General features: G+C 46.2%; 11 protein-coding genes. 4 read left to right on the top strand and 7 right to left on the bottom strand.

From position 1 onward, the window contains the following. Window positions 1–84: 84 nt before the first annotated feature. Window positions 85–3,219 (bottom strand): prolyl oligopeptidase family serine peptidase, encoded by a 3,135-nt coding sequence (locus tag H8K55_RS06535; protein ID WP_186941275.1) that lies wholly within the window; start codon window positions 3,217–3,219, stop codon window positions 85–87. A 240-nt stretch (window positions 3,220–3,459) separates the two neighbouring features. Then, the gene (locus tag H8K55_RS06540; RefSeq protein ID WP_186941276.1) at window positions 3,460–4,164 is read right to left on the bottom strand and encodes a type 2 periplasmic-binding domain-containing protein; all 705 of its coding nucleotides are present in this window, start codon (window positions 4,162–4,164) and stop codon (window positions 3,460–3,462) included. 510 nt (window positions 4,165–4,674) lie between these two features. Between H8K55_RS06540 and H8K55_RS06545 the strand changes: the two genes are divergently transcribed. Further along, window positions 4,675–5,127 (top strand): YciI family protein, encoded by a 453-nt coding sequence (locus tag H8K55_RS06545; RefSeq protein ID WP_186941277.1) that lies wholly within the window; start codon window positions 4,675–4,677, stop codon window positions 5,125–5,127. A gap of 137 nt (window positions 5,128–5,264) precedes the next feature. Here the strand turns inward: H8K55_RS06545 and arsC are convergent, their stop codons facing one another. Further along, entirely contained in the window at window positions 5,265–5,693 is a 429-nt protein-coding gene (gene arsC / locus H8K55_RS06550) for an arsenate reductase (glutaredoxin) (protein ID WP_186941278.1), read from the bottom strand. A 271-nt stretch (window positions 5,694–5,964) separates the two neighbouring features. Continuing rightward, window positions 5,965–8,487, bottom strand: coding sequence for a TonB-dependent receptor plug domain-containing protein (locus tag H8K55_RS06555; RefSeq protein WP_186941279.1), 2,523 nt, complete (start codon window positions 8,485–8,487; stop codon window positions 5,965–5,967). Between the two features lie 326 nt (window positions 8,488–8,813). On the opposite strand from H8K55_RS06555, the gene H8K55_RS06560 reads away from it, so the two are divergent. Next, window positions 8,814–9,476, top strand: a complete 663-nt coding sequence (locus H8K55_RS06560; protein ID WP_329605004.1) for a DUF938 domain-containing protein — start codon at window positions 8,814–8,816, stop codon at window positions 9,474–9,476. A 57-nt stretch (window positions 9,477–9,533) separates the two neighbouring features. On the opposite strand, the gene H8K55_RS22150 is transcribed toward H8K55_RS06560, so the two are convergent. The 3 genes from H8K55_RS22150 to H8K55_RS06575 form a co-directional block, all read right to left on the bottom strand. Then, complete coding sequence (locus H8K55_RS22150) at window positions 9,534–11,114, bottom strand: methyl-accepting chemotaxis protein (RefSeq protein ID WP_186941280.1); 1,581 nt, start codon at window positions 11,112–11,114, stop codon at window positions 9,534–9,536. 306 nt (window positions 11,115–11,420) lie between these two features. Beyond that, a complete protein-coding gene (locus tag H8K55_RS06570; protein ID WP_186941281.1) occupies window positions 11,421–12,932 on the bottom strand; it encodes a sensor histidine kinase in 1,512 nt (503 codons plus the stop codon). Between the two features lie 2 nt (window positions 12,933–12,934). Beyond that, a complete protein-coding gene (locus H8K55_RS06575) occupies window positions 12,935–13,879 on the bottom strand; it encodes a type 2 periplasmic-binding domain-containing protein (protein WP_186941282.1) in 945 nt (314 codons plus the stop codon). A 152-nt stretch (window positions 13,880–14,031) separates the two neighbouring features. Between H8K55_RS06575 and H8K55_RS06580 the strand changes: the two genes are divergently transcribed. Together H8K55_RS06580 and H8K55_RS06585 are read left to right on the top strand one after the other, a co-directional pair. Continuing rightward, the gene (locus H8K55_RS06580; RefSeq protein ID WP_186941283.1) at window positions 14,032–14,946 is read left to right on the top strand and encodes a type 2 periplasmic-binding domain-containing protein; all 915 of its coding nucleotides are present in this window, start codon (window positions 14,032–14,034) and stop codon (window positions 14,944–14,946) included. Between the two features lie 160 nt (window positions 14,947–15,106). Then, a complete protein-coding gene (locus H8K55_RS06585; protein ID WP_186941284.1) occupies window positions 15,107–15,388 on the top strand; it encodes a PsiF family protein in 282 nt (93 codons plus the stop codon). The last annotated feature ends 55 nt before the right edge of the window (window positions 15,389–15,443 follow it).

The raw sequence follows: 15,443 nt of genomic DNA on the forward strand, positions 1-15,443 counted from the left end.
ACTTCATTATCCTTGCGATACCCGGACAAAAAAAGACCATAGCACTGCATCGTGCTATGGTCTTTTTTTCAGTGCTTAAATGGTTTACTGTGCTTTTGTATCTGAAGCTTTTGTATCTGATACTTTTGTATCGCTAGCTTTTTTATCATCCGCTTTAGTTTCAGACTTCACTTCTGGCAAAGTAACTAAACCAGCACGCCCCTTCAAATGCTCTTCCATTTTCAACCATGCGACGCCTTTAGTTAACCACTCTGGTGCAGCTTTGTCTTTTAAGTGGAAGTCAAAGAATTCCTTCATGCGTTGCATGTAATCTTTTTGATTTGGCTTTTTCACTAAACCATGATTTTCACCTGGGTACTCAAGCATGATGACATCTTTACCAGCACGACGTAGGGTATTGAAATACTCAACGCCTTGCGTGTAATCCACTGCGCCATCGACGTCGTTCTGTAGCATTAACAAAGGCGTCTTGACGTCCTTTGCAAAGAATACCGGACTATTTCGAACGTAAGCTTCCCAATGATCATTGTAGGCCCCTAAGAATCGCCCTTGACTACTCTCAAAGATCGCCTGATTTGTACTGCCTGAATTTTTATAAACCAAACTGTACATACTGATCATATTGGTTAAGGCAGCGCCTGCTGATGCTGCTTTAAATACATCCGTTTGCGTGATCAAGAATGCGGTTTGATAACCACCCCAACTGTGACCTTGCAAACCAACACGCTTCGCGTCAACTACACCAGTCGCAATCGCAGCCTGCAACGCCGGCAATACACTTTCTTTGGCACTCACGCCTGGATCATTTAGGCGATAAGTGATATCGGGATTAAACACCGCGTAGCCGTGACTAGTGTAATAGGCACGATTAAAACCACCGCCACCTACCGCAGGCTGGGCATAGGAATTCAAACCCTGACTGAGCTTTTCATAGATATACACGACTGTTGGGTACGACTTTCCTGCCTGATAATTTGCAGGCAAAAACAAAGCGCCCTGCAACTTCTTGCCATCAGTACCGACATAGTTCACCAACATTGCACCACCGCCCATGGTGTAATTTTTTTCTTGCGAACTCAGATCGGTGAGTTTACGCATATCGGATAATTGCTCACCGGCCACGTACAAATCGGGCGCAGCAATGGCAGTCTCTTTCGACAGCAAATATACATCCGCCTTTTCCGCTTTCAATAAGCGGCGATACGAAACATCGTCGTAAGCCAGACGCTTAGCATTGCCATTCGCGTCTAAACGCAAGAAGCCTGCTTTCTTAGTCCACTCTCCATACGCGCTAAAATACTGCGGCTTACTCAGATCTATCCCTTTTTCATTCGGATCCAGGGTAATTCTGCGTTGATAGCGCACTTGATCGCGCTTACCATCATTAGTTACCTGCACGGCTTTGCTACCATCCACCGCCATCTTCCATACATCCCAACCATCGCTTAACAACACAAAACGACTGTCTGTGCTCCAACCAAATGGAACGACAGGCGGTTTAACAATATTGTGATCATCCTCAACGTTGATAAAGCTGGTATTCAAATTAGCGGTCAAATTATGGCGCTTGCCGGTTGCCATTTCTATGCTAATGAAATGACCATCGTCGTAATACAAAGAATAGCGACCGTCATTGGCCAAGCCAAAAGTCCAACTTGCCTGCTTATTTAACAAGCGGCGTTCACCGGTCTTGAGACTCACCGCATACACGTCACTAAAGCGACGTCCATCCATACTCGATTGGCGTTGGTATTCGCTGTCATCTTGGGCCAAAGCCCAATCTCCAGTCAGGGGGAAATTCACTGCGGTGAGCTTATCGTCACCAACACGTATGAACTTTTGTTCGGCGATACGATAAACCGCTGCGGCAGAACGCTTCTTGTCTGCTTCTTGTTGTACTTTTTGTTGCGTCGGCAGACGCTTATCTTGGTAATGCCATAACACCAAATTGACTTTTTCATCCGCTTCGGGGGCGGCTTCTTTTTTGTCATCCTTTGGCTTCTTCTTAGTCTCTTTTATACCAAAAGAAATCCAAGCAAAATCCTGACTCCAACGCGGTTGAGCATCGGCGGAAATCGTCATATCTTGCGGAAAGTCTTTCAACTTTGCTGGGTCGATGAGCGTTTTGGCAAATTGATGATTGCTCTCCAAACGAAAACCTAGCGCATTCCACAATTTGTCTTCATACGCTTTGTCTTCTATCCCTTTAAGAACCGTCAGTCCACTACCTTTGTCATTCCAGAGCAATTTTTGATAATTTGCGTCGCCATCGTCTAGCACTTGGCTGGCACCAGTATCCAAGGTTTGAACCACCACACCATTCCCTGCTTTGTCGTTAGCATCGACAATGTAAGCCAGATAGCGACCTTGATGATCAAATTCAAATTCAGATACATTGCCGATGTTAAGTGAGCTGCCTGTCTTCAAATTTTTGAGTAATAAATCTGCGCCTTTCGCGCGTGCAGGTGTTGCAGCGGCACCAGGTGCAGCGGGAGCGGCTGGTGCTGAGGCTGGAGCGGCGAAGGTGTCTGAAGCTTTATGCAACGCAATCCAACCACCACGTTCATTCGCAAAAGCAAACTTAGCAACCTTTTCCACGGTAGTGGCTTTACCCGTTTTCAAGTCGACCAAGGTGACTTTCGCTTGCACTGGCTTCTTGGCCTTTTTGGCGGCGTCCTGCTCCTTCTTCGTCATGTGTGCAGTAAATGCCATCCACTGCCCATCGTCCGAAAACTCTATCGTGCCAGCTCCTTGCCCCGCCGGAAAACTGTATTCCTCTTTGCCCGACAAATTCTTGACCACAAGATTCGCATCGCCATCTGCTTCCGCCAAACGCCATGCTGCCCACGACCCATTCGCCGAAATGACGGCCGAACTGATTCCTTTCCATGCAGCCATATCTGCGATTTCAACCGGACGCGGGGTCGCGGGTGTTGATGCTTTCACGTCTGACTTGGCTTCTGGCTTTGCGTCAACTTTAGCCTCTACTTTTGGCTCTGCTTTGGTCTCGGTTTGAGCTTCTGTTTTTTTGTCGGCTTTGGATTCTTCCTTGCCTTGAGCCTTGCTCTGAGACTTAGTTTGAGACTTAGTTGCTGGGCTTGATGCGGATTTCTTAGACGTATTGTCAGATATTTTGCTCGTAGTACCTGATGCTTGTGCAATTGCCTCAACGCTGGCTAAGAGGAAACTCAAGGTCACGGCAGGATAAACTGGATGCATTACACGCTCCGATTAATTTGATAAAGATTAGATAGAGATTGGGAATTTGATGAATCAAACAATGATTATTTCAGACCGCTGAATCTTAGCTTAGTTCCGGCTAAATGCTAGCGAATTTCCTGAAATTGAGATCAGACATACCACACTCAGACACGATCACAACTCAAGGCAAACAAGCAGACAAAGATAAACAAAGCGATCAAACATCGCGATAGTCAATGTAGGGGAGGAAGAGCTAGCTTATTGTGCAGCTTCGCGCTGACGTAAAGCTATTTTGACGACTTCTGGTGGGTAGAGGCTGAGATAGGACTTCCACACTGCGTCAGTCGCGGCGTATTTTTCCAATACGGCTTTCAGATAGTTATGGTCGTTTGCTTGCAAAGATGAGTTCGAAATATAAATGCCGCTCGCAGTCCAGGGCAATTCATCCAATTTATCATAGCGTAATTTTCCGCTCAGCGGCTTTAGCAAAGCCTCGGTTTGGACGACACCAAAAAACAAAGTCGGTGCCATGATAGTCACATAGCGCGGATTATTCAGCATCGTGCGTGCTGCCGAAACTGGATCGGGCTCAATCGTCAATCTGCCAAGTCGGTTCATCTCTTCCAAAATCGATTGGTAGGCAGGGCCGTAATCATACGCACGAACCACAACCAATCGTAAGTCGTTACGCGACAGTAAGTCTTGCACGCTCTGTATGACCGCATGCTGATCTTCGATAGAAATCACGGTCGCCCGCAGCTGAAATAAAGATATGAAAGTTCCAGATTTGTCACGCTTAGCGGTACGTACGGTTGCAATCAACAAGTCCGCTTTGCCACTTTCAAATAGATTCTCTTGGCGATTTTTTGGCACGTAATAATACACGAAACGACAATTTGATTTAGCCTCAATCAGGCTCAAAAAATCTGGCATGATGCCGTAATACTTATGATCTTTATACATCACGCTATAGCCTGCCACCGCGACAGGAACTTGTATCGGTCTCGAGCAGTCCGCAATTGCGTGTGTAGCCGATAGAAGGTACAACAGGACACAAGTAGAGCGCAGCAATTGTCTCAATCGCTGACGCCAATCTGACTGAAATAAGTACCTGCCCAATTTAATTCCAATTCAAAAAATTGAATCGTCAAAAAGTATCTATCCTGTCTTGTGTACCTTGCGCTAGCTTTGCTATGATGGTTTTACATTTCAGTAGGTAAATCAATTCAAAGACTGCCAACTTATTGTGCACCGAAAGTGAGAGCTTGCCTACGCAAACCTGCCTCAATTCAAGCAATTCAAGCGGCCAAAGAAAGACTCTGTCTGCCGAATGCGACATTTTAAAAAATAGAAATTTTTAAATAACAACTATCTCAGTCGTAACATCATACTCAGCTACCTAGTCGAAGGACTTGCAGCACCGTTAGCATCAGCAAAAATGCACCATCGTTCCCAACCTATTGCGAGGAAATCATGATCTCATTGAAGTATTTATCTTTAGCGCTATTCACTAGCTTATTGAGCTTCAGCGCGCTTGCGCAAAATCCTAAATATGATGCGGAGACTGCACGACGTTTAGGTGCTGATCAACGCGGTATGCGTAGTTATGTTTTGGTCGTGTTAAAAACTGGCCCGAATAAAGTCGCACCGGGAAAAGAGCGGGACGAGATGTTTGCCGGCCACTTCGCCAACATCACGCGTCTGGCGGCGGAGGGAAAGCTCGCCGTGGCAGGTCCATTTGACGGTGTAGAAGGCTGGCGTGGCTTATTCATTTTTGCAGTCAAAGATATTGAAGAAGCCAAACAATTGACGGCAACCGATCCCGTCATCATTAAAGGAGAGATGATTGCCGAATATCATAAATGGTATGGTTCCGCGGCAATGATGGAAGTCGGTCGTATTCACGAAACGCTGAGTGAAAAATAAATACGACAAGCTCCACTAAAGCACATGTACCGACATCAAGTACATGTGCTTTAGTGTCCGTCTATGCGGTGACACTTATTTCGGTCTTAAGTATGAGCACGCTTACTATGCGCTTGCTATACACTTGCTTACGGTTACTACGTGCTTGTTATGCGCTTACCGTTGGCATCAATCACTGCCTCTCCGTCTTCTTTAGTGAATGCACCAAGCTGCTGTGAAGGTAGAATATCAAGAACCAATTCAGACGGTCGGCACAAACGCACACCCAAGGGTGTGACGACGATGGGACGATTCATCAATATTGGATGTTCGACCATGAAATCGATCAGTGCATCGTCACTCCATTTTGCATCCGCTAATTGCAGCTCTTCAAACACGCTTTCTTTTTGACGCATGACTTCACGCACACTCAGTCCCATTGCGCTGATCATTTCTCGCAATGTTTGCTGGCTCGGTGGATTGCTCAGGTAGGAAATAATTTCAGGCTCTGCACCACTATTGCGAATAAGAGCCAAGGTGTTGCGGGACGTGCCGCATTTAGGATTGTGGTAAATCGTGATTGTCATAATTGAGTGAATCCTGCGAACGCAAAAAGCAGCAGTATATCGCTTAGTCACTTAAATTTCTGCTTACCGCAAGCTGGCACGGTAGCGCTATGAGAAACGGGCGAAAATTTCTTCGCCCGTTTTCTGCCGAATTGATATACATAGATATACGAAAGGTGTGCGCAAGGTACACGACACTTTCTTATTTATGGCCGACAAACTCACTCAATCTAAGTAGGCTTAAGCACGCCACACCCAGTCGCATCTTCTCCGCTTAAGCCTAGGCCAAGGCCTACAAGCTATAACTCAGTCGTACATAAACAAAGCGTCCCGAACGTCCAAATGGTGAGAAATTGGAGAATGAAGTTGCTCCAGTTGTGTTTAATGCTGGCAAGCGGGCATCGGCATATACGTCAAAAATATTATCCGCACCGACTGCCAGCTTCAAGCGTTTGCTAAGGGAATAACGCAACTCGACATCCACCAAAGTTTTTGGCGACAGCGTTTGATCAAGCGCAGCTGTCGTACCAGGATCGAGTACTTCACCATAACGTGTCGCTCGGATAGTGGCAGCATAGTCGGCTAACTTCCAATCTACACTAGCATTAATTTTGTTGCGCGGTTGGCCACGTTCTAATGACAATACATTGATACGATCGAACAATACCGGCGCTGGCGTCAAGGCCGCCAATTGCGCTGTTTGCGGTACTTTGCTTACTTCAGTTTTAGTGAAGTTTCCCGCCAGAGTGAAATCAAATCGCCCTGCCGATTCGGTCAGCATCGGCCAATTCGATACGATATCGAGACCCTTCGTCGTGGTATCGACGCCATTGATGAAGAAACGTCCCCCACCAATACCAATAAAGCCCTGCGCGGTCAAATAATTACGGACATTGGTCGCGGTCAAGTTTTCGGAGAGAACGATACGATTACTCAGCTGTATCCGATACGCGTCGACTGTAATGCCCAACTTACCCAAGCTAAATACAGCGCCCAAAGATTGATTAAATGATTTTTCTGCATCGAGGGGTTTTGCGCCTAGAGCAACTGCGGCAGGGTCTGTTGGCTTGAAAGTCGTAATCTCGAAAGGAACACCATTAATAAAATTCGTCGCAGTGGATGTGAAAAATTGTTGCTGCGGTGACGGTGCACGGAAACCGTTTTGCAGCGATCCACGAAGACCGAATTCTTTACTAAAGTCGTAACGTGTTGCAATTTTTCCAGTGACGTTATTCCCGAAATCAGAATAATGCTCAGCACGCACAGCCGCCGATGCTTGCCAGTCTTTAGTGAAGTTAGTTTCTAAGTCAATATATGCGCCAATCGCACTACGATTATTATTTGACGCGTTTGCGGGCGTAAAACCTGGGAAAACCTGCGCACCTGGTGCGGTAGGAGTGCCGTTAGCTAATTTTTCGCCACCAAAACGATAAGAATCGGGTTCGCCAGCAAATAAGCTATACCCCTCTCGACGCGCTTCAAATCCGGTTGCAAAACTCAGAGGCGACGACAATTCTGGCATGTTAAAACTTCTCACCGCAGACAGATTGAACACTAGTTGGTCATAAGAAAATCCACCTGCATTAAACTGTGTTTTGCTGCTCGGCCCGATGGAACGATTCAAAGTGTCTTTGATCGTAAATTGCATTTTATTCTTGCCGTAGCCGAGCGACGCATCCAAATCCCACTCGCCCGCTAACCAACTCACACCAGCGCTCGCACTGTAATCATCGACTAGTGGTGCAATTTTTGGCAGGAACCCGTCTGGGTAAATCGCCAGAATATTTTGATCCTGTAAAGGGCGACGGAAGAATCCGGCAGAAAGCGCATCGCGCCGTTGATAGCTAGACCAACCATAAATTTTGACGCCGCCCGCCAAAGTTTCACCCGCATTGATAAAGGCTGTTGATTGCTTTAATTGCGGCTCACCATACCAAGCATCAAAGCGATTCGCGCTTTTTTCACGCGGATCAAAAGCACCATTCACCAAGGGATATTGTTGGCGGAAATCCCAACCAGCACGTTCCGTATGCTTCTGATCTTTCAATTCAGCAGCCACGGTGACATAACCTGTTTCGCCAAATGATAGGCCCTTCCAAATACTGACGGTCGCGGTATTGCCATCGTGGCGACTACGCGACGTACCTGGCGCGGTCCAACCAGCACCTGTTGGCGGTGTACTAGGGATGTAATCGAATTCAGTAATGCGTTCACCATAACTTGCGGTGGCCTCACCGCCATCACGATCTTGACGCAGGCGCAAATTAATAACGCCGGACAAAGCATCTGATCCGTATTGTGCGGAAGCACCGTCGCGCAAAACTTCTATGTTTTTAACAATTGCACTTGGAATGGTGTTCAGATCGACAGCGGCAGCGCCACGCCCCACAGTGCCGTTCACATTGACTAAGGCGGAAGAATGCCGGCGTTTAGAATTAACCAAGACTAAGGTCTGATCTGGTCCCAATCCCCTTAGTGTTGCAGGGCGTATGGTGTCTGTACCATCGGTCAATCCAGGACGAGGAAAGTTTAACGAAGGCAGCGCAACCGATAGGGCCTGATTAATTTCACTCACACCCAGATTTTTCAATGATTCTGCTGAAATCACGTCGACCGGGGCAGAGGTATTTGTCGCTGAGCGATTTTGCATACGCGTGCCAGTAACGATGACTGATGTCGGCTTTTCATCTTGTGTCTGCGCGGTCTGTGTCGTTGTAGATTGTGCTGAAGCTGTTTGCATCAAACCAAATGGGACACAAAAGAGGGAAGTTATGGCGACTGCCAGTACGGATTTTTTGGGGCTGAAGTGCTGCATTGAAAACCTCCAAACAAAAAGATCACACTAAGTGGAAAAAAAAGAAATGGGGCGCGCAGACAAGCAAGGTAAATTCATCATGACACCAAGAAAAACCGAAGTCAATTTAAGTCCACATGGATACAACAATAAACCAGATTGATTCTGGTACAGTGCAAGAGCAGGACGCCAAAGGCAACATTTTGGGTCGGTATGCACTAAAACGGACAAGGATGCACCGTTCAAGAGCGACTGACCAATTGTCAGTATCATGGCGAAAATGCCAAGGAGATTATTTAATCAAAAATATGAGCCTCAACGTCATCGGAATGAATTTAGCAAATTGAATGAAGCGAACTGAACTACGCGAACTTAAGCAACGAACCAAACTAAACGAACCAAACGCGATGCATACACAAAAACAATTTTCCCTGGCCTGCGAACGAAATCAAGAACCGATACTGCAACATCTGCAAGAATATTTAGCCGATGCGCAACAGGTTCTGGAAATCGGTAGTGGCACTGGCCAGCATGCAGTCTATTTCAGTCGTCACTTGCCACATCTGAAATGGCAAACTAGTGATAGAGTGGAAAATCATCCTAGTATTCAAGCTTGGATCAACGAGGAGGGAAACTCCCGCGCACTTGCTCCACTTGCTTTAGATGTAGCGAATGACTCTTGGCCAACCCAGTCCTACGATGCGGTTTTCACCGCGAACACCTGTCACATTATGCATTGGGAAGAAGTAGAAAAAATGTTCGCAGGTGCTTGTCACGTACTCGCACAGAATGGAAAATTTATTATCTACGGCCCTTTCAATTATGGTGGACAATTTACTAGTATCAGCAATCAAGAATTCGATGCATCATTGAAGCGTCAGTCTAGCCATCGCGGCATACGGGATATCGCCGATGTAGAAGCACTCGCCGCGCAACAACAATTCAAACTATTGGCGGACTTGGAAATGCCCGCCAATAACCGTCTGCTCATATTCAAAAAGACCACGTAGGTTCACATAAACTCACGACACGTCGCTATACAGCGTAAAAGGATTAACCAGAAATTCTCAAGCCTGAAGTCGACTGATAGACTGATAAGAGGATAGCGCTGGCACTTTAAAGAAGCTGACCAACTCTGCCAAAGTTCGGGCTTGATTTTGCAATGATTCGGCCGCTGCGGCAGCTTCTTCGACCAATGAAGCATTTTGCTGAGTCACTGTATCCATTTGCATGACTGCCTGATTGATTTGATCTATACCCGTCGATTGTTCTGAGCTAGCTGCAGTGATCTCGGCAACAATATCACTAACGCGCTTAACACTATCCACGACTTCCCCCATCGTGTCGCCCGCTTGATGCACGAGGCGTGAACCTGCATCGACTTTTTCTACCGAGTTATTGATCAACTCCTTAATTTCTTTAGCTGCCGCTGCACTACGCTGCGCCAAGTTTCTCACCTCAGACGCGACTACCGCAAACCCTCGTCCTTGCTCCCCGGCACGCGCGGCTTCGACCGCAGCATTTAAGGCAAGGATATTGGTTTGAAAAGCGATACCATCAATCACGCTGATAATGTCGACGATTTTCTTGGAAGATTCATTGATGGAATTCATCGTCGACACCACTTGCGACACCACGACGCCACCTCGCGCGGCAACTTCCGATGCTGAGCCAGTCAAGACATGAGCTTGCTTAGAGTTATCCGCATTTTGTTTAACGGTCGACGTAATTTCTTCCATCGATGCAGCCGTTTCTTCCAATGAGCTCGCTTGCTGTTCAGTGCGAGATGATAATTCCAAATTACCAGCGGCAATCTCGCTCGACGCAGTAGCAATCGTGTCAGTGCCAATGCGTACTTGGCTCACGATTGACGTCAAGCTTGCGCTCATTTTTTTTAATGCTTGCAACAAACTACCTAATTCATCATTGGAATCGCTATCGATGTTTCTGGTCAAATCGCCAGCGGCGACGGTCTCTGCCACCATGACCGCTTCGCGAATTGGTTTGACTATGCTATTCATTAACCAGATACCCATGCCTAGGGAAATAATTAAGGACACACCAAGGCAAACAGCCGTAATCAATTTGAAATTAGCAAATGCGTTCTGCGACTTGTCATACTCTTCCTTCGCCACACGCGCTTGCAGTCGAATTAGATCCGACATGGTTTCACGCAAAGGTGAAAAGTGTTCGCCGAGTTTTTGCGTCACCAATTGTTTGACCGCGTCAGCGTCATTACTTTTCAGAGCTGCAATCGCTGGATTCAAAGCTTGATTCAAGAACATCGCGCGATTTTGTTCAAACTGTTGTGCCAGCTTCTTTTCTTCTGGCGTCAAAAATGTGGCCATATACTCAGCCCACACCCTGTTCGCCTGATTACGATTGGCTTCGATTTCTTGTAGACTTTTGGTTACCTGATCTGGGGTTTCCACGGCAGCTCTGGAAATCGCAATTTGATTTCTCTGTATCAGCCCAATCACTTCATCTAATTGCGTGAGTGCGATTAATCTATCGTCGTAGATTGTCTTGATGGAATTATTACTACTCGACAGCGCAAGAAATCCACCAACGCCGATCAAGAACGCGACCAAGCTCAAGATCACCAAACTGGCGATCAACTTCGCGCGAATAGTTAAGTTTCGCAACATACCTGCCTCCTCGTTAAACAACATCCATTGATGATGACTATCTTGGTAAAACTTGTATGTAATTACTGTTCGCCTTTTCAGCTCTTCAGCTCTATTGAGGACAACTGAGGTCTGTTAAGGTCTATTGAAATCTATTAAAACTGCTTTGCTGCGTATCGCCTCGATGGGTCAGCGACTACGACTTTATTCATTCGATCATATCGCGAGCACTGGACTAAATTCACACTTGTGCTTGTAATATTTGCTTAAAATTCCGAGCTAATTTATTGGGACGACGTAAAAAATCAGATTACTTAGACCACACGTCTATCCAGCAATATGCAGTGTGAACCAGAAAATACTGCCGCCCTGCAAAGAGCTCTCATATCCAACTTCCCCACCCAATTTATGTACAATGCGTTGCACGATAGATAGTCCTAAACCATGCCCTTGAGCAGCCGCAGGATCAAAGCGTGTGAATTGCTCAAACAACTTTGTCTGCTGCTCTGAAGTCAATCCTACGCCGGAATCACGTACCCAGCATTTCACAAATCCATTCGCCAAATTAGCGACGCCAATTTCTATCTCTGGTCGGTCGCCGCCATACTTAATGGCATTCGATAGATAATTTGCCCACACTTCTTCCACCCACTGCGCGTTGGCGGTCACTTGTGGCCAATGTCCGGTAAAAGTGATATGTGCGTGGCGCTCTAGTGTAAGGGGATGTAGTCTTTGATAAGCTTCATGCGCGGTTTGTTCCAAATTCACTTTTTCCAGTTTCAGATTATCGTTTTTTCTGACGCTGGCTAACAGCAATAAAGAGTCAATGATGGCATGCATCTTTTTCGATGACTGCTGAATACTGGATAACAACACACGATTTTTTTCTGCTGACAATTCCAGATTTTCTGCTGTCAGCAAATTGGATGCGCCCATCAAATTACTAATCGGCTGCTTGAGGTCATGCGCGACGGTATGCGCATAGGCATCCAGCTCTCGATTTTGTATTAGCAACTCTTCTGATTTGCTTTCCAAAAGTATGGTTTTGTTTTGCAAATCCAAGGTGCGCTCTGCCACCAAATGCTCTAATTGTTCACGGTAAAGGGCTAACTCTTTATCTAACAAATCGCGTTTATGAATATCATTTTTGATACTCAAGCGCATCGCATTAATCGCATAAACAACTAGATCCAATTCATCTTGGGTGTCGTTTTCCGGCCTATCCAAACGCAATTCCTGATCTAGCTTGAGCAAATCTAATTGCTGCAAATAGTCTGCAGTTTTTTCAAGGTGTCGCCCTATCCAACGCCGGATGATAAACAGCACAAACAACGCCGACATGAACAAGCTCACAGTCGTTGTAATCGCAATACTCGTCGCGGTTTCCCACATGCGATTTTCAATATTTTTGGCCATCAAATCGACTTCTAATGTCCCCATGACAAATTCATCTGATCCTTCACGGTACACAATTTGAAACTGGCGACTAGCTAAAGTCTTGGTATGGGCTGGATTCTTTCTCTCCCATTTGTCTTGCAACTCCCCCTTCAGGCGCAAACTTCCAACATCCGGAACCTTGGCGATACCATCTAACAAAGCGTCAATACGTGGCACATCAACCGACCAAAGTCCGGCAGCCAGACTGGGTAAATAGCTGTTTTCAATTTCGACAAAATGCTGCTCCAGATTATCCAAAGAAGTTTTATATGCTCCATAAATCTGAAAGCCAGTAACGAGGCTCGCAACCACTAAGGTATATGCCAGCACGACCAGCATAATTTTGCTGCCTATATGTTTGCGGGGACGATCAACTTCGGGATGAAAAGTCTCTGCGTGCATGCTCAAAATCCTAAAGCGGGAGAAAACCACAAATCAGCGCGCTGCAAAGGCGTGGCTTCGGTCAAAAAGGGATTGGTCAATGTCAATACAGTGCGTTGGCTTAAATTAGCATGAGCAATCGATTCACCAAAATGCTGCTGAAATAATTGTCGCATACTGCCATCTTTAATCGCCGCCAACAAGCCGCGTTCTATGGCCGCCGCCAACGCTGGCTTCTCTCTCGATACGAAAAAATACAAAGGCGCGGGATAATGTAACACCCATTTTGGGGCAACGACGAGAGACTGTGCTTTGTGCGCCCTTACCTCAGGCTCAATTTCGGTCAGCGAACGAGGGAAATAGGCAATTCGTTGACGTTGCAACATAGAGAACAAACCTTGGTAGCTGGAACTCGGACTGACCTTAAATCCGTTCGCTTTTAATATAGGAAAATCTGGCCAGTCATGCCCCTGCCCAGAGCGCAAGGCACGCAATTGCCCCGCACTATCGAGCCGAGAAAACCGTTCTGCATCTGCCGCATTGATTAGCAACAATCGCCAGCCCAATAGTCCACGATCTATCGGGATGCGTATTGGTAACAGGCTTTGCTCGCGCTCAGGCGTAGTGAAAGTCCAGACCACATCCAAGTCCTTTCCCAATTGCACATGACGCAATGTGCGCCATTGAGGCATGTCACGTTTGCTAGGTTTGGGATCGTAGGCCTCGCCAGATTTTACTAAGGCCAGTTTTAACAATGAGATAGGATAATGGCCGCGTTCATCTTCCGCCATCGACGCAGCCCAGGCGTAGATCACAGGTTGGGGATTAGCTTTATCTGTAAGGTTGCTGGCACCAGCGAGACGAAAAAGCGCCAACAGAACAATTGCTGCCAATGCTTGAGATAAGAGCATCAGGCGGATTGCACGCAATTGATTGGCACTAGAAATATTGAGATGGATCAAAGTCATTGTAGCTTCTTCATTGCTGTTAAGCGACTTGGCTGATTCGTCATTATCTTAGCCGATTTCAGTTCACTATCATCCTGTCTATACATAGCGTCAGCAAATTTGTTGTAAAGCAGCAAGCTAAATTACCAATAAACAACTCATTTCGATAAGTCGTGCAACAGCGCGTTTCGGTTCGCGACAAATTCAAAATCTTGATTGCGGCAGTCTACATCTTATGCGAAGATAGTTCCGCTAATTTCTACGTAGAAATCCAGATCAATATTCGCCAAGGCATAGTCATGACGATAGCACAGCGCCTGATCAACTGTTCGATACTCGCACTATGCATAGGCTATACCGCCACGGCGCAAGCACAGGCACTGACGCCCCTCAAATTTTGCTACGAAGATGTAGCGCAGAACCCGTGGACTTTACCCAATGGTACTGGCCTGAACATCGAATTATTGAAACGCGTTGAAGAAATATTGGGCGAGCGATTTGAATTAATTCCCAAACCATGGAAACGCTGCCAAGAAGAAGTTAGGAACGGGGTGCTAGATGGCTATTTCGGTGCAGCAGTTTCGGCAGAACGTCAGCAATTTAGTGTCTATCCAAGCCTGCCCGGCGGCGAGGTAGATACAGCAAGTGCCCTCAACGTCGACCACACGAGAATTTTTATCCGCAACAACAGCCAAGCCAGTTGGGATGGGAAGAACTTAGGAAAAATTAGCACGCCAATCGTGGTTCAACGTGGCTATTTGGTGGGTAGTCTACTGGAAAAGCAAGGCTACAAGATACGCGAAGTCCGCACGCTAGAGGATGGACTGAAACTACTCATTACAGAGGAAGCTGATGTTGCGATCCTGCAAGGCATCGATGCTTTGCATATGGCAAAGCAAGATCCTCGTTATAAAGACCATTTGCAATGTCACCCTCTGCCTTTTCTCAGCTTGCACTTGTATTTACCAATCAATCAACAACGCTACCAACGTGACCCCAAACGATTTCGAGCGATATGGAATGCGATTAAGACCGTTCGCAATTCGAGTTCATATCAACAGTTGTTAGAGAACGCAGGGGTACATTAAGCTTCATAAACTATTGTTAAACTCGTTTGCGTTCAATCCCTAACTCTTCTATAGTGATTCTGTAATTGTCTCAGTCCTAAATTTAATCTTATTAACTATTGTTGTCTCTTATATCGGGTTTGTTTCACCTCTTGTTTGCTTTACTTATTTGGAGCCTCGCATGAAAAAACTACTCTTAGCAATTGCCTTAATTTGTCCAATGATGATGGTGCACGCTGCCACCGCACAACAATCCAAGATGACGACTTGTAACAAAGAAGCGACGGGCAAGAAAGGGGATGAACGGAAGGCATTTATGAAAACATGCTTGTCTGCGAAACCTGCAGTCGAAGAAAAAGAAATGACTGCACAGCAATCGAAAATGAAAACCTGTAATGCAGATGCAAAAGGCATGAAAGGTGACGAACGCAAGAAATTTATGTCGACTTGTCTCAAGAAATAGTTCGCCGTACGAACTAGGGTCTGTCGCCATAATCAAGACCTGAATGGATGTGCAC

This window comes from Affinundibacterium flavidum (genome assembly GCF_014284175.1).
Lineage (GTDB): Bacteria > Pseudomonadota > Gammaproteobacteria > Burkholderiales > Burkholderiaceae_D > Undibacterium > Undibacterium flavidum.

Bases quoted from the DNA above. Each gene is read 5' to 3' on its own strand.
- H8K55_RS06535 (WP_186941275.1), bottom strand. From the start codon at position 3,219: ATGCATCCAGTTTATCCTGCCGTGACCTTGAGTTTCCTCTTAGCCAGC.
- H8K55_RS06540 (WP_186941276.1), bottom strand. From the start codon at position 4,164: ATGTATAAAGATCATAAGTATTACGGCATCATGCCAGATTTTTTGAGC.
- H8K55_RS06545 (WP_186941277.1), top strand. From the start codon at position 4,675: ATGATCTCATTGAAGTATTTATCTTTAGCGCTATTCACTAGCTTATTG.
- arsC (WP_186941278.1), bottom strand. From the start codon at position 5,693: ATGACAATCACGATTTACCACAATCCTAAATGCGGCACGTCCCGCAAC.
- H8K55_RS06555 (WP_186941279.1), bottom strand. From the start codon at position 8,487: ATGCAGCACTTCAGCCCCAAAAAATCCGTACTGGCAGTCGCCATAACT.
- H8K55_RS06560 (WP_329605004.1), top strand. From the start codon at position 8,814: ATGAAGCGAACTGAACTACGCGAACTTAAGCAACGAACCAAACTAAAC.
- H8K55_RS22150 (WP_186941280.1), bottom strand. From the start codon at position 11,114: ATGTTGCGAAACTTAACTATTCGCGCGAAGTTGATCGCCAGTTTGGTG.
- H8K55_RS06570 (WP_186941281.1), bottom strand. From the start codon at position 12,932: ATGCACGCAGAGACTTTTCATCCCGAAGTTGATCGTCCCCGCAAACAT.
- H8K55_RS06575 (WP_186941282.1), bottom strand. From the start codon at position 13,879: ATGACTTTGATCCATCTCAATATTTCTAGTGCCAATCAATTGCGTGCA.
- H8K55_RS06585 (WP_186941284.1), top strand. From the start codon at position 15,107: ATGAAAAAACTACTCTTAGCAATTGCCTTAATTTGTCCAATGATGATG.